The organism is Alteromonas sp. ABH4_454, assembly GCF_056311775.1.
Map to the genome: position 1 here is coordinate 2,977,830 of NZ_CM149972.1, position 20,609 is coordinate 2,998,438.

At 43.2% G+C, this 20,609-nt stretch carries 21 protein-coding genes; 14 read left to right on the forward strand and 7 right to left on the reverse strand.

The genetic code is table 11. From position 1 onward, the window contains the following. Window positions 1-236 precede the first annotated feature (236 nt). The 3 genes from ACYX4W_RS12995 to ACYX4W_RS13005 all read left to right on the forward strand — a co-directional run bounded on the left by ACYX4W_RS12995 (window position 237) and on the right by ACYX4W_RS13005 (window position 4,652). Window positions 237-2,762: an acylase gene (locus ACYX4W_RS12995; protein ID WP_476073466.1), complete on the forward strand. Its 2,526-nt coding sequence runs from the start codon at window positions 237-239 to the stop codon at window positions 2,760-2,762. A 119-nt stretch (window positions 2,763-2,881) separates the two neighbouring features. Next, a complete protein-coding gene (sohB, locus tag ACYX4W_RS13000; RefSeq protein WP_476073467.1) occupies window positions 2,882-3,922 on the forward strand; it encodes a protease SohB in 1,041 nt (346 codons plus the stop codon). A gap of 106 nt (window positions 3,923-4,028) precedes the next feature. Next, window positions 4,029-4,652 (forward strand): TetR/AcrR family transcriptional regulator, encoded by a 624-nt coding sequence (locus ACYX4W_RS13005; protein ID WP_476073468.1) that lies wholly within the window; start codon window positions 4,029-4,031, stop codon window positions 4,650-4,652. 96 nt (window positions 4,653-4,748) lie between these two features. Here the strand turns inward: ACYX4W_RS13005 and ACYX4W_RS13010 are convergent, their stop codons facing one another. Further along, on the reverse strand, window positions 4,749-5,084 hold the full coding sequence (locus ACYX4W_RS13010) for a hypothetical protein (RefSeq protein WP_476073469.1): 336 nt from the start codon (window positions 5,082-5,084) through the stop codon (window positions 4,749-4,751). A 250-nt stretch (window positions 5,085-5,334) separates the two neighbouring features. Between ACYX4W_RS13010 and ACYX4W_RS13015 the strand changes: the two genes are divergently transcribed. Beyond that, a complete protein-coding gene (locus ACYX4W_RS13015; RefSeq protein ID WP_476073470.1) occupies window positions 5,335-6,096 on the forward strand; it encodes a Nif3-like dinuclear metal center hexameric protein in 762 nt (253 codons plus the stop codon). 15 nt (window positions 6,097-6,111) lie between these two features. Then, window positions 6,112-6,855, forward strand: coding sequence for a methyltransferase (locus ACYX4W_RS13020; RefSeq protein ID WP_476073471.1), 744 nt, complete (start codon window positions 6,112-6,114; stop codon window positions 6,853-6,855). A 53-nt stretch (window positions 6,856-6,908) separates the two neighbouring features. On the opposite strand, the gene ACYX4W_RS13025 is transcribed toward ACYX4W_RS13020, so the two are convergent. After that, a complete protein-coding gene (locus ACYX4W_RS13025) occupies window positions 6,909-7,904 on the reverse strand; it encodes a 2-hydroxyacid dehydrogenase (protein WP_476073472.1) in 996 nt (331 codons plus the stop codon). A 201-nt stretch (window positions 7,905-8,105) separates the two neighbouring features. Continuing rightward, window positions 8,106-8,588 (reverse strand): glutathione peroxidase, encoded by a 483-nt coding sequence (locus tag ACYX4W_RS13030; RefSeq protein WP_476073473.1) that lies wholly within the window; start codon window positions 8,586-8,588, stop codon window positions 8,106-8,108. 82 nt (window positions 8,589-8,670) lie between these two features. On the opposite strand from ACYX4W_RS13030, the gene ACYX4W_RS13035 reads away from it, so the two are divergent. Next, complete coding sequence (locus ACYX4W_RS13035) at window positions 8,671-9,540, forward strand: NAD(P)-dependent oxidoreductase (protein ID WP_476073474.1); 870 nt, start codon at window positions 8,671-8,673, stop codon at window positions 9,538-9,540. A gap of 56 nt (window positions 9,541-9,596) precedes the next feature. Here the strand turns inward: ACYX4W_RS13035 and ACYX4W_RS13040 are convergent, their stop codons facing one another. Continuing rightward, on the reverse strand, window positions 9,597-9,974 hold the full coding sequence (locus ACYX4W_RS13040) for a hypothetical protein (RefSeq protein WP_476073475.1): 378 nt from the start codon (window positions 9,972-9,974) through the stop codon (window positions 9,597-9,599). Between the two features lie 25 nt (window positions 9,975-9,999). Next, window positions 10,000-11,208: a response regulator gene (locus tag ACYX4W_RS13045; protein WP_476073476.1), complete on the reverse strand. Its 1,209-nt coding sequence runs from the start codon at window positions 11,206-11,208 to the stop codon at window positions 10,000-10,002. Window positions 11,209-11,437: 229 nt separating this feature from the next. Here ACYX4W_RS13045 and ACYX4W_RS13050 point away from each other — a divergent pair, with 229 nt between their 5' ends. The 5 genes from ACYX4W_RS13050 to gmhB all read left to right on the forward strand — a co-directional run bounded on the left by ACYX4W_RS13050 (window position 11,438) and on the right by gmhB (window position 15,433). After that, complete coding sequence (locus ACYX4W_RS13050) at window positions 11,438-12,592, forward strand: acyl-CoA dehydrogenase family protein (protein ID WP_474856320.1); 1,155 nt, start codon at window positions 11,438-11,440, stop codon at window positions 12,590-12,592. A gap of 62 nt (window positions 12,593-12,654) precedes the next feature. Continuing rightward, on the forward strand, window positions 12,655-13,785 hold the full coding sequence (locus ACYX4W_RS13055; protein WP_476075477.1) for an enoyl-CoA hydratase/isomerase family protein: 1,131 nt from the start codon (window positions 12,655-12,657) through the stop codon (window positions 13,783-13,785). 215 nt (window positions 13,786-14,000) lie between these two features. After that, window positions 14,001-14,249: a putative RNA methyltransferase gene (locus ACYX4W_RS13060; protein WP_476073477.1), complete on the forward strand. Its 249-nt coding sequence runs from the start codon at window positions 14,001-14,003 to the stop codon at window positions 14,247-14,249. 19 nt (window positions 14,250-14,268) lie between these two features. Then, the gene (locus tag ACYX4W_RS13065) at window positions 14,269-14,892 is read left to right on the forward strand and encodes a methyltransferase domain-containing protein (protein ID WP_476073478.1); all 624 of its coding nucleotides are present in this window, start codon (window positions 14,269-14,271) and stop codon (window positions 14,890-14,892) included. Continuing rightward, window positions 14,879-15,433 (forward strand): D-glycero-beta-D-manno-heptose 1,7-bisphosphate 7-phosphatase, encoded by a 555-nt coding sequence (gene gmhB / locus ACYX4W_RS13070; protein ID WP_476073479.1) that lies wholly within the window; start codon window positions 14,879-14,881, stop codon window positions 15,431-15,433. The genes ACYX4W_RS13065 and gmhB overlap by 14 nt, the downstream gene beginning before the upstream one ends. A 107-nt stretch (window positions 15,434-15,540) precedes the next feature. Here the strand turns inward: gmhB and ACYX4W_RS13075 are convergent, their stop codons facing one another. Together ACYX4W_RS13075 and ACYX4W_RS13080 are read right to left on the reverse strand one after the other, a co-directional pair. Then, window positions 15,541-17,067: a DUF3413 domain-containing protein gene (locus tag ACYX4W_RS13075; protein WP_476073480.1), complete on the reverse strand. Its 1,527-nt coding sequence runs from the start codon at window positions 17,065-17,067 to the stop codon at window positions 15,541-15,543. A gap of 8 nt (window positions 17,068-17,075) precedes the next feature. Then, entirely contained in the window at window positions 17,076-17,294 is a 219-nt protein-coding gene (locus ACYX4W_RS13080; protein ID WP_179983423.1) for a YejL family protein, read from the reverse strand. A 160-nt stretch (window positions 17,295-17,454) separates the two neighbouring features. On the opposite strand from ACYX4W_RS13080, the gene yejK reads away from it, so the two are divergent. The 3 genes from yejK to ACYX4W_RS13095 all read left to right on the forward strand — a co-directional run bounded on the left by yejK (window position 17,455) and on the right by ACYX4W_RS13095 (window position 20,494). After that, window positions 17,455-18,561, forward strand: a complete 1,107-nt coding sequence (yejK, locus tag ACYX4W_RS13085; protein ID WP_476073481.1) for a nucleoid-associated protein YejK — start codon at window positions 17,455-17,457, stop codon at window positions 18,559-18,561. 66 nt (window positions 18,562-18,627) lie between these two features. Then, a complete protein-coding gene (locus tag ACYX4W_RS13090) occupies window positions 18,628-19,503 on the forward strand; it encodes a 6-carboxytetrahydropterin synthase (protein ID WP_474806796.1) in 876 nt (291 codons plus the stop codon). 139 nt (window positions 19,504-19,642) lie between these two features. Continuing rightward, window positions 19,643-20,494, forward strand: coding sequence for a M23 family metallopeptidase (locus ACYX4W_RS13095; protein ID WP_476075478.1), 852 nt, complete (start codon window positions 19,643-19,645; stop codon window positions 20,492-20,494). Window positions 20,495-20,609 lie beyond the last annotated feature (115 nt).

Below are 20,609 nucleotides of genomic sequence, written 5' to 3' on the forward strand. Positions count from 1 at the left end.
CTCTAATGCGGTCGACAAAGCAGAGTTACACCTGCTTACATTTTATCGAGTTGAAGCCGGCGTAGTAGCCGGCTTTTTTGTCTTTAAAAGCAGAATGTTATTTGAATGTTTTGTGATGTTAATGTAGTGTAAATAATGGTCCGATGAGTATTCTAGAGACAATAATTAACTCCGTTAATGGAAAAGAGAAATAGAAGCCATTGACCATATTCATTCATCATTAGGGAACATTTGCGATGATCAACCAACAGTCATTCTCTGCTAAGCGTACGCTAATTGCACTTTCAATTGCCGGTCTATTAACTGCATGTGGCGATAACGACAACGATTTTTCAAATATAGAGCAACCAGCGCCACCCACGGCTACTACACCTGAACCTGCTCCTACACCTATTCCTGCTTTTTCACCGGATGGTACTTTGTCTGCTGACGTAACATGGACAACCTACGGTGTTCCGCATGTAAAAGCTGATAACCTCGAGAGCATGGCGTATGGGGTAGGTTACGCCTTTGCAAGGGATAACCTTTGCGTACTGGCCGACCAAATTGTGAAATACAATTCTGAACGGGCCAAGTTTTTTGGCCCAGACCAGGTGCCTGGTAGCGGCGACTCTGAGCACCTTATCAACGACTTTGGCTTTTTAACACTCGGTATTAGAGAGCTCGCGGAAGAGAATTTACCGCGTTTGTCTGCAAATTCTCGCGCAATGTTTCAGGGGTATACGGCAGGGTATAACAGATACTTAAATGAAACGCCTGTAGAAGAGCAAGATCAAAGTTGTGCAGGACAACCTTGGGTAACAGAAATTGATAGCGTTGACCTTCTAACATACTCCTTGGGCGTGGCGCTTTTACCCGGCGCTGCAAACTTTTTAGGCCCAATGTTTATTGCTGCGCCACAAGGTGAGAGCTATTTACCAACACCTGCCGATTCATCAAGTGAAGTTGCCTCTACATTTACGATTTCGCCAACAGTGGGGCTGCCTGACAGAAATCCTCAAGAAATGGGGTCTAATGGATGGGGGTTAGGCAGCGATAAAACCACTAATGGGAAGGGAATGGTATTAGGTAACCCTCATTTCCCTCACACTGGAAACTTGCGTTTTTGGAATTTCCACGCTCAAGTTCCTGGTCATTTGAATGTTACAGGTGGCTCCCTCACAGGGTTACCCGGCGCGGTAAACATCGGCTTCAATGAAAACGTAGCCTGGACTCACACATTCTCAACTGCTGAACATTTCGTTGTGTATCAGCTAACCCTTGATGAAGATGATGCATCAGGTCTTACCCATGTAGTTGACGGAAGCAAACGCACTATCTATGAAAAACCCCTTCAAATTGACGTTGCTATAGGTGGCGGGCAAACCATCAAGCTTAATAAAACCGCATACTACACGAACTACGGCCCAATGATTGAAGTACCTGGTAACTTCGATTGGAACTCAAACAATGCGTTTGCCATTAAAGACGCTAACCTGCCTAACTTTGATATTGTTGATCATTGGCTGGCCATGAATATGGCCACATCAATGGATGAGTTCAAGCAGGCGTTCAAAGACTATGACGGGGTTATTTTTAATAACACCATGGCTGCGTCGGCCGATGGCCAGGTATTCTATATTGACGATTCAACGGTACCGAACTTAACTGAAACTGCAATTGAACAACTAACAACGAACCCCTTGCTTATTCAAACTAAAGCGGCAGCCGGTTTTACCGTATTGCCGGGTAATATTTCTCAATTCGATTTTGAAGGCCCGGTTCCTTATGAAGAGGCGCCGAAATACGAGGGAACAGACTCAGTTCAAAATTCAAACGACAGCTACTGGTTAACCAATTTAAATTCACCGATTGTTGTGAGCAACCCGTTGTTTGGTAGCGTGGAATATCAGCAAACACTGCGTTCACGTTTAGGGCAGCAGTTTATTGAAAATGAAGCTGGAAGTGATGGTACTTTCACACCTGAGGAGGTTGAAGGGCTATTATTAAATAACCGAAGCTACTTGGCAGAGAACATATTGCCATCTCTCCTTGAACTATGCGCAGATCAAGGTGATACACCAGTAGATGTTGATGGAGCTAGTGTTGATGTATCACAAGCCTGTGCAGCACTAGAGGACTGGGACGGTACAATGAACCTCGCGAGTACTGGTGCACACGTATTCAGAGAATTTGCCTTTCAGTTTAACCAAGCTCCCCAGTGGGAAGTACCGTTCTCTCTTGATGCACCTGTGACTACGCCATCAGGTTTAGTAAAAAATGATACTACTTTAGAGCAATTAGCGCGAGCTACGCAGGTCATCGAACAGGCTGGGGTAGCATTTGATGCCCCGCTTGGTGAAGTGCAATTTGTCGAACGTAGCTTACCAGACGGCTCTGCCTCAGGTGTTAAGTTACCATGGGCTGGCGCACATAACATTGAAGGTGGCTTTAACGTATTTGATGTTAGTAGCAGTAGAAATGGAACCCAGTTGCCGAGACATAGCTACGAAACAATAAACAGTAATACGGCAATGAGTGCTGAAGCTGAGGGCTATCACATTAACTATGGCACAAGTTGGGCGATGGTTATCAACTTCACCGATGCAGGGCCAAAGGGCCGAGGTATATTGACTTACTCACAGTCTCGTAAATATGGCAGTGATCACTTCTTAGACCAAACACAACTTTATTCTACACAACCTACACTGCGGGATATCTATTTCACTGATGAAGAGATTGAAGCAAACAAGATAGAGCAGGTTAACCTATCGTCAGAATAAGATGAGACTGGTATTATAACGCAATTACATCAGCGGCTTTGCCTTATATTGGGTAAGGCCGCTCTTTATGTTGTGGGTAAACAACCTTGCTTACCCGTTTATTTTACTAGGAGTAAAGTTTGGAGTTTTTGTACGAGTACGGTTTGTTTGTTGCCAAAGCAGTAACGTTAGTTGTCGCCTTCGTTGTTGTTGTATCCACCATAGTTGGTGTAGCAAGTAAACAGAAGCAGGGGAAAGGGCAACTTGAAATCGTGTCTATATCTGAGCAGTTAAAGGACATTACAAACTACGCTAAAGAAGTCCTTTTAGATAAAAACGCATTAAAAAAGTTAGCTAAAGAACAGAAAAAAGAGGCCAAAGCGAAGAGCAAGGCTAAGAGCAAGGCAAAAGAGCAGGGTGAAGAGTCTGAAAAGTCTCGGTTATATGTTATCGACTTTAAAGGGTCTATGGATGCCAATGAGGTCGAGTACCTGCGTGAAGAGATCACTGCGGTTTTATGCGTAGCAAATAAAGAAGACGAAGTTTTAGTACGCCTTGAAAGTGGCGGTGGCGTAGTACATGGCTATGGACTTGCTGCGTCTCAATTACAGCGCATTAAAGAAAAGGGACTGAAATTAACCATTGCCGTAGATAAAGTTGCGGCAAGTGGTGGTTATATGATGGCGTGTGTTGCCGATAAGTTGTTAGCGTCACAGTTTGCATATATCGGCAGCATTGGCGTTCTAGCTCAGCTACCTAACTTCAATAAGTTACTGAAGAAAAACGATATAGAATTTGAGCAACATACCGCCGGAGAGTTCAAGCGCACACTAACGATTTTCGGTGAAAATAACGATGAAGGTCGCGCTAAGTTCAGAGAGGAAATTGAAGAGATTCATGTGCTCTTTAAAGACTTCGTGCAAAGTCAGCGTCCTGAAATGGATATAGACAAAGTAGCTACTGGTGAATACTGGCCAGGAATCAAGGCAAAAACACTTGGCTTGGTCGACGATATAACGACCTCCGATGACTACATTCTTTCGCATTACCCTGCACGCGAAATATTCAGCGTTAAATATGCTGTGAAGAAAAACGTTGCGGAAAAGCTGGGTATGTCGGCAGCTAATGTTGTTGAGCGTGTGTTTATGAAAAGCATGAGCAAAGCGCGCCATTGGTTTTAATAGCTATAAACCATCTGTGTTTATTACGGCATGACGTATAGCACCCACCGTCAATAAGCACAGATGGACGTTAAATTTTTAACCGACAAAAGATAATAAAAAGAATATGGCACGGCATACTAAAAACGATATATTAGATGCGGCAGAATACTTGTTTTCTCAAAGTGGGTTTACCCAAACCTCGATGCGGGAAATCACTGCCAGAGCAGAAGTAAATCTCGCGTCGGTGAATTACCATTTTGGTAGCAAGAAAAACTTAATACAAGCGGTGTTTAAGCGATACTTTGATGAGCTTATGCCACAGGTAAAGGTTTGCTTAGACGGTTTACCGCCTATTGAAGGCGCCAAAGGCGTTGAGCAGCTCTTATATTCGCTTATCCCTTCCATGTTAAATCTTAATGCTATCTCCGAGCAGGGCACTGCCACTTTTGTTAAGCTGCTCGGCCGAGGATATAACGAAACACAAGGGCACTTGCGTAAGTTTTTGATGCATGATTACGGTGACTGTATACGCGCTCTAGTAGACGCTATCAGACGCTGTTTACCTGAACTTCCTGAGGAAGAATTGTTCTGGCGACTGCATTTTGCGATGGGAAGTTTTGTCTTTTCGATGGCATCGAGTCAGGCATTAACTGAAATCGCTGAGTCCGATTTTCATAAACACGTAGATATAAAAGAAGTCATCCAGCATCTTGTTCCATTTGTCGCACAGGGACTTGCCGGCAAATAAACCATTTTTATAGCTTACGTATGAACAAAGCGCTAGCCTCCAAAATGAAGGCTAGGCATAGTGTGGAATAGGCGTTATGAGAAATGCTTGTTGAAGCTAGCGGGGAAGAGTCGCGCCAGGTGCTTCAGCGTTTAGCTTCTCAGCCCAAAAATCCTTAACTGAGAAACCTGATTTTTTAGAAGCTGATGCTTTTTTCGTAGCAGGTTTGGCTTTTGCTTTGGTCTCGCTTTTGTCTTTCTTCGTTTCTGATTTTTCAGACGAATTCGATGCGAGCGATTCTGCCATTTCCTGAAGCTGTGCTAAGCGCATATTTTTGCCGCCATCTACGCTGTACCAACCGCTCTTACTTTCAATAGTCGGCGCTTTGCCATTAGCTTTTTTATAGGCTTCAGTGAAAGCCGCGATAACTGCATCTTTGTCTAAGTTTGCCATGCTTTTTTGCTCTTTATTTTGTTAAGATGACGAACGTTTTTGACTTGTAATACCATTAAGTGACAGCTGATTGATTAAAGCGCAACACGTTACCGATAAAACGAATTAAAAGTAGGCAGTGATTTAAACAATCCACTTTTTTCCCGTTTTCCTGCGATAAGTGTTTGTCGACTTATAGGTGTTATACGAAACGTTCGCGTATTTTATAGCGTTTTTTTAACAATTTGTCTAACTTTCAACCGGAGGACTTGTGTCTATTACCCGCCTAGAACTACAAAATTATCTTGATGGAATGTTAAGGGTTAGCGAAATCAGCGATTATTGCCCAAATGGCTTACAGGTAGAGGGCACAAGCAAAATAGAGAAAATTGTAACAGGCGTTACTGCATCACAGGCTTTAGTAGATGCGGCGATAGAAGCTAACGCCGATGCACTTATTGTGCATCATGGTTACTTTTGGAAAGGTGAGTCGCAGGCTGTAACCGGCATGAAAAAGCGCCGCCTTTCTGCTTTACTTGCCAACGATTTAAATTTGTTTGCTTACCATCTTCCTTTAGATGTTCACCCAGAATTTGGTAACAATCGTCAGCTTGCGTCTCTTCTAGATGTTCAAAATGTAAGTGCAGTCAGCGGCGTAAAACCTGTGGGTGTTGTTATGCAAGGAAATTTTAAGGAAGCAATTGAAGGTGCGGCGTTACAAGATAAATTGCAGCAGCTGTTAGGACGAGATGTGCTAATAGAAGGGCCTGTTTCAAAACCAATCAAGACACTTGCTTGGTGCACTGGCGGTGGTCAAGGGTTTATAGAACAAGCGGTTGAGCTGGGTGTGGATGCATTCATTACTGGTGAAGTCTCTGAGCAAACCGTGCATACAGCGAGAGAAATGGGTATTACCTTTTTTGCGGCAGGCCATCATGCTACCGAACGCTACGGCGTGAAGTCTTTAGGCGAACACATTGAGCAGCAATTCAACGTGCCTGTTGAGTTTATTGATATCGATAACCCTGCATAGCGAAGTATGTAGTATATGAATAACGATCGTATCTTCGACGGTATTGCTGAGAAGTTCTCCAACAACATTTACGGGACAACCAAGGGCAAATTGCGACACACATTATTATGTGATGTTCTTGAACCTTATTTAAAAGCGCCGCTTCGAGCCATCGAAATAGGTGGGGGCACAGGGGTAATGACGGCCCATATAGCCGCAAAAGGACACTCTGTTGTGCTCACCGATGCGTCAAAGGATGTGCTTAATCAAGCGGAGTCTTTACTTTCTGACGCGCCAAATATAAAAATACGGCATCAATATTTACAACAAATAGAAGATTTAAGTGATTTCGATTTTGTGATTTGTCATGCGGTTCTAGAGTGGCTAGATGCGCCCTTCGACGCTATAGATTTTATGTATAGCAATATGAAACCCGGAGCGCGATTAAGCTTAAGTTTCTTTAATCAAGATGCGAATTTATTTGCCAATGCCATTTACGGTAATTTTGATTATATCGCCAAAGGAATGAAGGCGAAAAAGCAGGTGAGACTTAATCCCAACCAGCCGCTTAGCGCAATGAGAGTGGTTGAGTATTGTGCTTCGTTAGGCTTTAACATACTGGAAAAAGCTGGCATTCGCTGTTTTCACGATTACATGAGGGATATCACTCATCAAAGTAGCAAATTTAGCGATTTGCTTGCTCTTGAACGTCAATATCACCAACAGGAGCCCTATTTGTGGCTAGGAAAATACTTTCAACTCATTCTTGAAAAGCCATAAGCCGGTTGAGTTTACAGGCAGCTTTGACGAATTGCGTTCATTCTGAAAGCTGCTTAAAGCGTGTTGTCACCGGTAAGGATGTTGTTAAGCGTCGTTACCGCAATTTCATTTAATGCCTCACAAGTGAAAAAGCCCTGATGCCCCGTTATCAATACATTGGGAAAGGTTGTTAAACGCTGAAAAGTGTCGTCTTGTATGATTTCCTGTGAATGGTCACTGAAAAAGAGTTCAGACTCTCTTTCGTAAACATCTAACCCCAAATAGCCTATCTGTTTAGATTTAAGCCCTTTTATAATGGCGGTATCATCAACTAATCCGCCCCGAGAGGTATTGATGAGCATCACGCCCTTAGGCATTTTATTTATGCTGTCAGCATTGATAATATGATAACTCTTGTCGTTGAGCGGGCAGTGCAACGTCACAATGACGCTTTGTTTTAACAGTTCGTTTAGCGGAACGTATTGGGCTCCCATAGCGATCACATCATCATCCTGATTTGGGTCAAAACAAAGAACTTTGCACCCAAACCCCAGAAGTATGCGAATAACGGCTTTACCAATCTTCCCTGTACCTATAACGCCTACCGTTTTGCCGTGAAGAGTGAACCCCATCAATCCGTCTATGCTAAAGTTACCTTCTCTAACCCGATTATAGGCTTTATGGGTTTTTCGGTTTAAGGTCAGAATGAGTGCGAGCGTGTGTTCAGCTACCGTTTCAGGGCTATAAGCAGGCACACGACTTACTGATATGTTAGCTTCAGCAGCAGCGCCAACATCTACATTATTGTAACCTGCACAGCGAAGCGCGATGTGTTTAACACCACAGTCTTTAAGCACTTTGATAGTTGCAGCATTTACATCGTCGTTCACAAAGACAACCACATCACTATATCCCTTACAGCTTGTAGCAGTTGAAGGGTTAAGTGGATGTTCGAAAAAAGTGCCCTTAATGCTTTGGCTATTGGCGCTATTGTGGTTTTCTAATAGCTGTGAAAATACCACTTGCTCATAGGGGCGAGTACTAAAAAAGGCAATATGATTATTTTGCATAGTATTTCCACACATGTACGTATTTTCATTTGGCGTAGTTTTCACTTTACTACCCAACTGCTAATGCACTATATAGTGCGCAACAATGCGCAATAAATTAGCACGCTACTATTTGCACTGTGTAGACATAGATCAATAAAATAATAGTAGCGTTAGTCGACCCAGTGCACTTCAGACTGCACTCAGGTTAGGGGGTAGGGTTTAGGCCCCTAAAAGTTTAACAATTTCTTTTTCAATAGCTTCTGGCTTTACGGTAGGCGCGTAGCGTTTTAGTACTTTACCTTCAGCATTGACCAAGAACTTTGTGAAATTCCATTTAATACGTTTGGTTCCCAGTAGCCCGGGTGCGTTTTGTTTTAAAGCCTCAAAAAGCGGGTTTGCATCTGGCCCATTTACATTTGTCTTTTTAAAAAGTGGAAATGAAACGCCAAAATTGAGGCTGCAAAATTGTGCAATATCGCTATCACTTCCGGGTTCTTGATGGCCAAATTGGTCGCATGGAAACCCTAGAACTTCAAATCCCCGGTCTTTATGTTTCTTATAAAGCGCTTCAAGCCCTTCGTATTGAGGTGTAAAGCCGCATTTACTGGCGGTATTAACAATAAGCAGTACTTTCCCTTTGTATTGCTCAAGTGTAGTTTGCTCGCCGTTATTCAGCGTAATAGGGTGAGTGTAGAGTTCCAAATTCGAATTCCTATGTTTTTGTTAAGTCTGTTACTCTTAGGTAATGCAAACCTATTTATTTGGTATCTAGAGTATATTCTGTATGAGTAATTTGAAAGTGAGTTTTTTGGGCTTAGGTGTAATGGGGTTTCCTATGGCAGGGCACCTTAGCAAAGCGGGTTATTCTGTTACTGTGTATAACCGCACGGCGAAAAAGGCACAAGATTGGCTAGCCGCCTATGGCAGCGCTGATGCTAGTGCGTGTAATTCGGTGGCCGAAGCCGTTAAAGACGCAGATATCGTTTTTATGTGCGTAGGAAATGACAATGATGTAAGAGATGTTGGTACGCAAGCACTAAAAATAATGAAAGCAGGTAGCGTGCTGGTCGATCACACAACCGCATCAGCAGATGTGGCGAGAGAGCTTTATGCAAGCAGTAAAGTTAAACAAATTGGATTTTTAGATGCGCCAGTTTCTGGAGGGCAGGCTGGGGCTGAAAACGGTCAACTGACTATCATGGTTGGCGGTGATGAAGCGGTTTTCGCTCAAATAGAGCCAGTAATGGCACATTATGCTCGCCATAGTCAGTTGCTGGGTAAAAGCGGCAGCGGTCAGCTAGCAAAAATGATGAATCAGATTTGTATCGCAGGCATTGTACAGGGCCTAGCTGAGGCGCTTCACTTCGGGCAGCGGGCTGGACTAGACTGTAACGCAGTCATTGATGTTATAAGCAAAGGCGCTGCGCAGTCTTGGCAGATGGAAAACAGAGCCAGCACCATGTTAAACAACAGTTTTGATTTTGGCTTCGCTGTAGATTGGATGCGCAAAGACCTAAACATAGCGCTTGATGAAGCGCGTAAAAATGGGTCTACCTTAGCGCTCACCGCCCTTGTGGACCAATACTATGCTGATGTACAGAAACTTGGTGGCGGTCGTTGGGACACGTCCAGCTTGCTTACTCGTTTGAAATAGTCTTTTTTTGAGCACATTTTGATGTAATGTAGAAAGGCATTAGCACTTTAAATATACTAAAGTGCTTGCTCTTGTGCGGACAAAGTAAGCTGTTCTAAACGGGTCTTATTTGTCTCGTTCAGCGGCAATGATGTGATTTTCTCAAGTAAAACCTTGATGTTAAATTTACGGTATACACCGGTATCTGCTTCAATCATGCATTGAAGCAGGTTTAATCCAAAAGCTGCGGTATCTGGCGAGAGCTGAAATGCATCGTAGAAATGCTTCATTGCTTTATCAAACATTCCTTCTATAAACAGTTGGGTACCAGTTTCATTTATAGAAATAGCCTGTTCGTGGTTTAGCCCCAATCGTTCGCCACCTGTGAAAATTAACTCGTCGTTCATCACTTGTTCTGAAATGGCCTGTAGCTCAGCATTTTTCTGCTTAGCCATTAACAACAATTCACCTGCCTTACGTTCATCGCCAAGCCCGTGATGAACCTTGGCAGCAATCACTAGGACAGAGGGTCTCGGTACGCAGGTAATTATCAATGTGGTCACTTTCAAGCAGGTGACTGGCTTTATCTATATCCCCATCTAACACTGCTGAGAAGGCCAGAAGGTAATCCCTTTTTTGCAGTGTTTGTGGGTCGCCTTGGCTTCTCCCCGCAATACCTACTAGTTTTCTCGCTTGAGACAAACTTTCTTCTCTGTTGGTTTCGGGAGACTCTTCTGCCAAGAACAAATAAAACTCTGCCAATTCAAAGGTGAAATCATTAAACCTGTCTTTAGCACTGCGGTGCATCGCACGCTTTTTTTGCAGAAGGTCTATAGCTTCAACAACTTTGTCCTGTTTTTGATAAGCAAGAGTTTTAAGTTTGGCGGCGGGCAAACTCAATTCACTGAACTTTATCTCGTTAAGGTATTTTTCTACCTGTTCATAAGAATTCTGCTCAAAGGAAATAGAAGCTAGCCATTCAAATGCCTTATCCCGTGCCAGGCTTGAATTAACCATTTGGCTTAGATGGCTTTTGCAGTGTGGCCATTGCCCAGACGCGTATTGGCATTTAACTTTGCCCCATTGCGCCCACAGCACTTTATCGCTGCGGGTGAGCACATCATCATAAATACTCAAAGCCCTTTGGATATCGCCGTTTTCATAAAGAAGCCGCGCATAAAGTTTTCGTATATCCGCTACAAGGCGAGGGGGGATGCCTTCTGAAATTTTAGCACGTACGACACTGATAGCCCTTTCTAATTGTTTATTGTCTAGCGAATGCAAAACGTTTTTAACAAAATCTCGGTATGTCAAATAGTGCTTAATTTGGCGGGTTAGTGAGGCAATAGTGTAGGGTTTGATGAGTAAAACGTCGGGTTGAAGATCCATGATCCGACCTATTATTTGAGGTGACCGGTCCGAGGTAAGAAAGATGATTCCTGTACTCGGCCTAATAAACCCGGCTTCTCTTAAATTTTGCACCCACTCGACACCAGTTTTGCCCTGACCAAGGTGGTAGTCCATTAATAGCAGTTCAAAGTTCTGTTTTTTAAGTGCCGCTTTCAATTCAACGCCAGATGCAAAGCTACTCACCGATAAATTTGCAATAGACATGAGGTGGCCTCGAAGCGCGGTTCGAGCGGTAGCATTGTCTTCTACTATGGCTATTCTAAATTCCACGGTGTTCATATGAATACTTTAAACTAAAGCTAGCTTATCAGCGGCTGGGAAAAAGTGCATTATTAAAAAGGATAAGTTTTGACTACCAGTATTAGTCTCAGAATCAAAATTATTATCTCGTCACAAAATATTTACGTTATACATCCATATATTTAAATAAATATTTACCTTTACGTTTACGTAAGGGGTAGGTATTGGTTATTGTGTGTAGAAAGCAACTCAGTTGAAGGTATGTCTAATGAACTTTGAATTAACCGATGACCAATTAGCCTTTGAAGAAACCGCCCGCCAATTTGCGCAACAAGAATTGGCACCCAATGCTGCGATGTGGGATAGAGAGCACCATTTCCCCGTAGAGGCAATTAAGAAAGCCGGTGAGTTAGGATTTTGTGGCTTGTATGCCCCTGAAAGTGCGGGTGGCCTTGGGCTGTCAAGGCTCGATTCTTCAATTATCTTCGAACAGCTTTCAATGGGGTGTACTACAACTACAGCCATGTTAACTATTCACAACATGGCCACGTGGATGATAGCGACATGGGGTACCAGTGAAGTTAAGGATATGTGGTGTGAACAATTAGTCACAGGTGACAAACTTGCCTCTTATTGCTTAACAGAGCCTGGCGCTGGATCTGATGCTGCTTCACTAAAGACTAGAGCAACTAAAACTGACGATGGATATGTACTAAATGGCTCTAAAGTGTTCATCTCTGGAGCAGGAAGTACAGATGTTCTCGTAGTCATGGCCCGTACTGGCGAGGATGGCCCTAAAGGCGTATCTGCATTTGCAGTCCCAGCTAACGCAGATGGCATTGAATACGGAAAAGCAGAAGAGAAAATGGGGTGGAATGCCCAGCCCACTCGTATGATTACTTTTGACAATGTAAAGCTCGATAATAGCTGGATGCTTGGTGAAGAAGGTCAAGGCTTTAAAATGGCCATGCAAGGGCTTGATGGCGGCAGAATAAATATCGCTACGTGTTCAGTAGGCACAGCACAGCAAGCGCTAAACGTAGCTCGTGATTATATGAATGAGCGCGAGCAGTTTGGTAAACCTATTGCAGGCTTCCAAGCTCTACAATTTAAGTTAGCAGATATGGCGACTGAGTTAGTTGCAGCTAGACAGATGGTACGTATGGCAGCGTGCAAATTGGACAACAATGACGCGGATAAAACGACTTACTGCGCTATGGCTAAACGCTTTGCAACAGACGTAGGTTTCAATGTGTGTAACGATGCGCTCCAATTACACGGCGGATACGGTTATATTAAAGAGTATCCACTAGAGCGTCATTTTAGAGATGTTCGTGTTCATCAAATACTTGAAGGAACCAACGAAATTATGCGCGTGATTATTGGGCGCCGCCTACTTTCTGATGAGCGAAGCGTTCTTTAACGCGGTTGCAACTCAGTTAGAAAAAAATGGGTTTCAAGGCACATACAATGGAGAAAGTGAATATGACAGATGCGGAGTCAGTAGTCATTGTAGGCGAGTTAAAAACATCGAACGGTGACTTAACAATAGGACGTTTAACGCTTAATAAGCCAAAAGCACTGAATGCACTGGACTTAGCGATGGCAGAAATCATGCTAAAAGCACTTCAACAGTGGCAGTCGCGTAGTGATGTTGTAGCTGTAGTCATTGATGCTGCTGGTGATAAAGCGTTTTGCGCTGGTGGCGACATCGTATCTATGTACAAGTCGATGGTGGAAGCGCAGGGGCAAATTCCATCGTTCTTGAAAACGTTTTTTGAAACCGAATATACTTTGGATTACACCATTCACAACTACAGCAAACCCATTGTAGTGTGGGGAAGCGGCATTGTGATGGGCGGCGGTATGGGGCTGCTATGTGGTGCTAGCCATCGCGTTGTAACCGAAATGTCGCGATTAGCTATGCCTGAAATTACTATCGGATTATACCCTGATGTAGGTGGGAGTTATTTCCTTCCCCGTCTACCTGGGAAATCAGGATTGTTCTTAGGCTTAACAGGCGGGCAGATGAATGCTTCCGACGCCCGTTTTGTGGGTCTAGCGGATGCGTTAGTAGCAAGCTCAGAAAAAGAGACGTTGATACAAAAGCTTTCGGACTATTCATGGGATGAGATAGAAAGTAATCGTTTAAATGATTCTGTAACCTTTATTCTTGAATCTTTAAAGGCTCCGGATTCTGTGCCTAGCAGCAATGTAGAGCCTAACATGGCACTTATTGATGACTTGTGTGCAGCTGACAATGTCACTGACGTAGTTAATGCAATTCTTAGCGCCGATGTGAGCCAAGATAAATGGTTGTCTCGAGCACAGAGCACATTGGCGAAAGGCTCTCCGATAACTATGCATTTAGTTTATGAGCAGTGTAAAAGAGGGGCAACTATGACTCTCGCTGATTGCTTTAAAATGGAAGTTAATATGTCATGTCGCTGCGGTGAAAGTGGTGAGTTTCAGGAGGGCGTTAGGGCTCTGTTGATTGACAAAGATATGTCTCCTAAATGGAAATTCGAAAGCGTAGAAGATGTTCCTCACGATGTGGTAGAGCATTTCTTTACTTCTCCATGGCACGAAGATAAGCACCCCTTATCAGGGTTATAAAATACTTTTTTAATTGAATGTAGCAAAGGTATTTGTAACAAATTGGCATAAATTTAGTCTGCGTGCCCAGCGTAATCATCACTGATAACGTTGGGCTTAATTTCCTTTGCACCTTTCTACCTTTGCACCTTTACCGTTATTTTGCGCTGTTATTGCCGTAAAGGTGTCGGTTTTGATATCCTTTACTGCAAATCCACAATAATAAAGATCCTGTCATGTGGCACTGCCCACTTTGTAAATCACCTATTTCATTAAATTCAACGCCAATCCGCTGTGAAAATAATCATAGCTTCGATAAAGCAAAATCTGGCTATGTTAACTTATTACCGGTTCAGTTTAAGAAGTCGAAACTTCCGGGTGACGATAAGGACATGGTGAAAGCCCGAAGAGAGTTTCATCAATTAAACACCTACCAACCGCTGAAAGACAGGTTAATCGAGACTGGTAGGGGGCTTAATTGCTGAGTCGTGCAAAGAGAAAGGATTGGCAGAGTACGCATCTAAACAAAGTATCTCTATTTACGACGCTGGTTGCGGCGAAGGAAGTTATTTAGATGCAATGGTTCAGGGACTTTCGCTTAAAGGTTTCTCTATTGAGGCTGCGGGCAGTGATATATCTAAAATAGCCGTGGAGTTAGCCGCTAAGGCTTATAAACATGCTCAGTTTGTTGTAGCAAGCAGCTTTGAACTACCCCTTGAAAAGTCTACTCAAGATTTAGTGATACAGGTCTTTGCGCCTGGAAGCAACGACGAGTATGAAAGGGTATTGAAAAGTGAGGGGCTACTTTTAACAGTAGACCCTGCGCCTAACCATCTGTTTGAGCTTAAACAGCAAGTCTACGACACACCTAGAAAACATCAAATTGATGATGGACCAAGAAGCGGATTCACTCGCATCCATGACGAGTGTTTTTCATTTCCCATCAATTTTGAAAGTGAAGATCACAAGATAGCGCTTATAAAGATGACGCCTTTTTATTGGAAGTTACCACACGGTAAAATTGAGTCTATTGTAGCGTCGTTAGAAAAAGTAACCGCAGATTTTCATATTCAAATTTGGAAAAAGGGCGCGGCTGTTAGTGATGAGAAAGTAGATGTCCAGCCATAAACAAAAAGCGCTGTTTTTAGACCGAGACGGTGTTATCAACGTTGACCACGGTTACGTAGGTAAATACGAAAATTTTGAATATGTAGAAGGGATCTTCGATGTCGTGCGCAAGTTTCAAAATGAGGGTTACCTACCTGTAATCGTCACAAATCAAAGTGGAATAGCGCGAGGCTATTACACTGAAAAAGATTTTCATAGGTTAATGGAGCGGGTACAAAAAGATTTCGCTTCTCACGATGTAAAACATATTCCTGTTTACTATTGCCCTCACCACACCCAGGGTAGCGTAAAAAAGTTTGCTATCGAGTGCCAGTGCAGAAAACCATTGCCAGGCATGTTGCACCAAGCTGCTAAAGAACTTGATATCGACTTAGTGAACAGCATACTCATTGGCGATAGCTGGCGAGATATAGAGGCTGCTAATGCTGCGGGTCTAACGGAAAGCTTCTATTTGTCACATAAACTTATAACAGATGAGCAGTTGAGTAAGCTTAGCTCTTCTCACCGTGTATCTCGCGTTGCTAGCTTATCTGAAATATAAAAATAGTTATGCGTAACCTCTTAAGTTTTTATTACTAATAGAAAAAAGTAAAATGGGTTGCAGCGATAGATTGGCCTATCGCTGCGACAAAGAAGCGCTAGTTCTGACTAGTTTTGTGTGGAAAAGCGGGATAAATGCTTTATGGCTTGACTGAGCAAGTCAATGTTCAAAGCGTCTTTACTGCGTTTGCCGGAAGTTAAATCGCTGATTTCATAGCTACCATTACTTAGAACGTCTGTCCGTTTATTTCCATGAAATACTACGATTCGCTCGCCTGATGTACTTACTAACCAAGGGCGCGATGGTGCCAATAAGTTTTGCCCAGTTGAATAGAAAGTTGACGGTGCGTTACAACCCAAGGCATTTAATATAGTGGGAGCCAAATCTTCAGTGCTCGCTAATTTACCTTTGATATCTAGCGTGCTGTAAAGCGTACCCTTACCGTTTTCGCTGCCAAAGCCTGTCGCTATTAGTACGTCATGTTTTCTATCAATCGTATTTTCAACGTAGCCTTTGATATCCGAACCTTTCATAAACGTAATGTGCAGCCCTTCGTGATTATTGCTTAAAGGCTGTACATAGCCAGACAATTGAGGAAGGGGGAGTGCGACATCGCTATGTATCGATACCGGCATACCCGAGCCTAAAGGCAAGGCCAATAGCACAGGGCGCTTTTGAGACAAGGCATCCTGATAAATTTCCGGTACACCAAATAAGGTTGCCGTCATTAAACCTTCAACACTGCTGGCTGTTGAATAATAATTGGCAAGAGTATTTAACGACACACCTTCAATACCACTTAAGTCAACAGCGTTATCATTATCTACTTGAACGACTACGGTAAGATTTCTATTGGTCTCAATAGAGCAATAAACTGGTTCAGCAGGATAAGTGATATTGTGAATATCAGGGTTAAATTGCAGCTGCTTTCGCTCTTCATAGGCCGCTAAGTCAAGCAAACCGTAGCGCGACATGGTGGTTTTAGCTGTCGCAGGGTAGGAAAGCGGAAACATATTGTCTTGGGCAATAATAGGTTGATAAAGCTTAGCATCAGCCCACACATGAATAGCATGACTGGTTACAAAACAACTTACGAAAAATGTTGTAACAGGTATGCCCACTTTATAGCGAGTGAAACGCTCAACACGCTTCCATATCGCATTAGCTAAAACTAGCTGGAAACCAAGCCAAACAATGAACAGAAGGAACAAGAAGGCCCACTGCTGCCAGCTCTCTATAGCCATTGTGGATTGTGCTTCGCTGCGCAGTAAGTCTGCAGCATGAAAGCTAATGTGAAACCCTGTGCGGTTGAACAATAAAGCATCGAACGCTAAAAGTGCTAAGCCCACAGCAGCAATAATGGAAGCGCTAGCTTTAATCACTCTAGGGTTATTAACCAAATAACAAAGAGGAAGAACAAAAATGACAAAGCCAAAAAAGGTCATAAACCCAATATGGCCAAACCAATTGGCTAAAAGGTATACGGTGCCGACACCTGTGCCTGGCATAGGTGATGAGAAAACAAAAATCGAGGCAATAACAATGGCGATGATAATATTCGCCAGGGCAAACCAGTGCCCCCAATTTACCAGTTTAGTAACGCGCTGGCGACGAGGTGATTCGGCAAGTATCATGCAATCCCTTAGCTTTTTGTTACGCTTTTCTTAAGTACATCGGCAAACTGTGCTGCCATGGCTTCGCGATTTTCAGGAGCAACCTGAGTATTTAAAATATGTGTAATGACGTTGCCTAACACCATAAGTGAAAGATCGCGGTTTGCACCGCCTTCTTCTAGGGTTAGAATAACATTATTCATTAGCGTTTCGAATTCGTCGTTGCTATAGCGGCTCTGTTGGGGCATTGCTACGCCTCTTTTTTATGATTATCTTTGATAAAAAGAATGGTTTTAAACGTAAAATGATTATAATCGTTGTTTGAGTGAGTACAATCATTCATTCTAAAATCCCGCAATTCTTTGAATATTTCTGACACTTTTTAAGCAACAGGACACCAGATACTCTATGAGTGCACTGATTCATCACTTTGTTGTACATCGCTTGATTGTAAACAAAGAAGAGAAAATTGAAGCAATTCCCCGTGATAACTGCTTGGCAGTAACGCCGGAAATTGAGCTTTTAGCCCATCAAATAAACCATAGCTTCAATGCTAAACCCGGAAAAGGCGTAGGGCATTTTGTAACAGAAGTTGCTCGCGAAGCAAAAGTGGAAAACGAAGACGGTGAAGCAACTACACAAAAAAGCACCGAGAATGTGGCTGAGTTCGCCGAAGGCCTCAGGCAGTACATGGATATTCAAAAAGCAGCTGGTGACAACGTAGAAGACGCGTTTCACGGGTTTTCTGTATCGGCGACAAACCGCTTAGTACGTACTTTAGCTGATACAGGTACGGTAGAAACTGGCTTTCTTATATTCTGCCAGTATGAATACCTAGCCACACAGTATTTAATGATAGCGCTACTGAATACTCGTTCACATGTTGAGGTGACTAATTCATTAGACCTGTCTGCCCGCGAACATTTAGATTTAGCTAAAATGCAGCTGGCCGTGCGTTTTGATTTAACCCAGTGGGATATTCAGCCAGAGCAGCAGCGTTACGTTAGCTTCATAAAAGGTAGAATGGGTCGCAAAGTATCAGATTTCTTCATGCAGTTTGTGGGCTGTGAAGAGTTAGTTGATGTTAAGCAACAGAACAAGCAGTTAATTTCTACTGTCGATGCATATCTTGCCAGTGAGTCGTTAGACCCACAAGAGCAGCATCAGCATAGAGAAGAAGTTAAATCGTACTTTAAAGAGAAGATTGATGCAGGCGAAAGCTTGTCGGTGGATGAACTGGCAAATCGACTTCCTCAAAACGAGGAAACCAGCAACAACTTTTCTGCCTTTACTCAGTCTATGGAAGCACCACTTGAGAAAGAAATTCAGCCCGATCCAGCAGCGTTAAAACAGCTTGCAAAGTTTACCGGTCAGGGTGGCGGGATATCGCTAAGTTTTGAACGTAAGCTAATGGGCGACAGAGTGTTTTATGACCCGGCTACCGATACACTAACTATTCGTGGAATTCCACCTAATTTAAAAGATCAGCTTAATCGCCAATCTTCAATGGACTAGTCGCTGCGAAGCGTAGATAAAAAACGTATACTAGTTAATAGAATATCAACTCGATTCAAGGGTGTTATGCAATTATTTGTAAATGATTTGACAGTGATGGACTTCTCTTACCTTTGCCCAAAGCGCGGCATGGTAGGTGAAAGCTGGATTGTCGATGTGATTTTGGACGGTGAGCTTAATGAAGAGAGCATGGTCCAAGACTTCGGTCACGTGAAAAAAAACCTAAAGCGTCTTATTGACGAATACGTCGATCATAAGCTTTTAGTACCCGCGGAGTATAGCGGTTCAGAAGTTATTCACGATGACGTTACTGAACAAGTAGAGACCCGTTTTACCTGCACTGATGGGCGTAGCATCATGCTACATTGCCCGGCTGAAGCGTATGCGTTTGTTTATTCAGATGAAATAAACATGGAGTCTGTTGGGGTTTACCTAAAGGAAGTGTTGGCAACACACCTACCTGAAAATGTTGAAAACATAACGCTGCATCTACGTGAAGAAATTATCAACTCACCGTTCTATCACTACACTCATGGACTTAAGAAGCACGATGGTAACTGTCAGCGCATAGCTCACGGACACCGTTCTCGCATTGATATTATCCTTGACGGTAAAGTGAGCACGGAAAGTCAGCAATATTGGGCAGACCGTTGGGCGGACATTTATATTGCAACCCGTGAAGATGAAATAGCCTATAGCGACAGAAAGCTTAAAGGTGAAGTATCAAATGCTGAAGACTACTACTGTTTTGCTTATGAATCATCACAGGGCTATTTTGAACTACTTATTCCTAAATCAGATTGTGAAGTCATCGAGACCGACTCAACGGTTGAGTGTTTAGCTCAGTATCTTCTTGAAGAACAAAAGAAGCGCACGCCTGATGGAGTTTGCCAAGTGATTGCCTATGAAGGCGTGGGTAAAGGCGCTACGGTTAAAGGTTAGCGTTAGCATAAAGCAGCAAAGGATAGGGCATAATATGGCTTCCACACATACTAAAGACGCGTTAACTAACCCCATAATCAGCGTGATAAAAAAAGCGTTGGGTAATAGGGCACCAAGTGCATTAACGTGTATTTTTGCAATGGGTGTAATTATCACAAGCCCTGTTGCGACTGCGGCAACTGCAACGAATGAAGGCATTGAAATATCGTCTGACTCAGTCGAAGGGCAAGACCAGATTGAGGTTTCGCTGAATGGTAAATTTACCCAAGGCGCCTTGTTACGCGGTCAGGCTCCGGCAGGCGCTAAGGTTACGCTTAATAGCGAACCTGTTCAGACAAACAAGGACGGTAAGTTTGTTGTGGGCTTTGAGAGAGAGGCCCCCCTTCAGCAACGTTTAGTGGTAACGCTAGAAAATGGTAAAACGTGGAAGCGCGACATTACCCTTGAAAAGCGCGAATACAACATTCAGCGCATCGATGGTTTAGAGCAGAAAATGGTTACACCGCCTGCTGAGGTGACTGCACGGATAAAGCGAGATAACGTCAACGTTGCTAATGCGCGAAGCAAAAATAGCGATTTAGACGCGTTGTTTACCCGTTTTGAGTGGCCAGCTAAAGGTAGAATATCGGGCGTGTATGGTAGTCAACGCATATTAAATGGTGTGCCGAAATGGCCCCATTACGGCGTAGATATCGCTAACAAAACAGGCACTCCCGTATATGCGCCTGTGGATGGTGTGGTTACCATGGCCGACGATCTCTATTACTCAGGTAACACCCTGATTCTAGACCACGGTATGCGTGTTTTTTCAACGTTTTTGCATATGGATAGCTTCACAGTTGAGGTGGGTGATACCGTCAAGCAAGGTGAACAAATCGGTACGATTGGATCAACTGGCCGCTCCACCGGCCCGCATTTAGACTGGCGTATTAACTTAGGGAAAACTCGACTAGATCCGCAGACTATAATCTCTGGTTCTCCCGAACAGTAAAAGCGCATAGATTTCAGTGATTAAAGCAACATAGGAAAGGCGCTTTCAGGTAGAACCCGAAGGCGCCTTTTAAGTATTCTTTTTAGTTTTTTTTTAGTGATCTTTTAAGTAATTA